Genomic DNA, 442 nt, shown 5'->3' on the forward strand with positions numbered 1-442 from the left:
CGGCACCGACTGCCGCGCCGGTATAGGCCCGCACACGGGTTTTGGTTTTTTCGCGGAACACTTCAAGCATCCGTTCGGCCACCCCCAGGCTCACCGTCGAGAAACCGCTGGCGAAATAAGGACGATATGGCGAGTAGAAAATCTTGCTGTCCGGGTACAGACCGAAGCCGGCAGACTTGCCTTCCATCATGTCTTTTGCTTTCTGAATGCGGTGTTCAGGAACCAGCACATTGTCGATGATCAATGTTTTAGTTCCGCTGCCCTTCATGCCGGCGGCGAACCAGTCGTCACGGATCTGATAGTCGCTGCGCGGCAGGACCGCGAAGCAATAATCCTGAGTGCCCTCGGCGTTTTTGCGGCGGAAACCGACAATCGCCCACTCCGCGTGATCGCAGCCACTGCTCCAGCCCATTTCACCACTGAACAGCACGCCGCCGTTGGT

The 442-nt window shown here is 57.9% G+C and carries 1 protein-coding gene; it reads right to left on the reverse strand.

Features of this window, described 5'->3' with window-relative positions:
- On the reverse strand, positions 1 to 442 hold a 442-nt coding region (locus tag FCS21_RS16245), incomplete at both ends, for an acyl-CoA dehydrogenase family protein (protein ID WP_222927998.1).

Origin of the sequence: Colwellia ponticola (assembly GCF_005885605.1) — a bacterium.
GTDB classification, from domain to species: Bacteria; Pseudomonadota; Gammaproteobacteria; order Enterobacterales; family Alteromonadaceae; genus Colwellia; species Colwellia ponticola.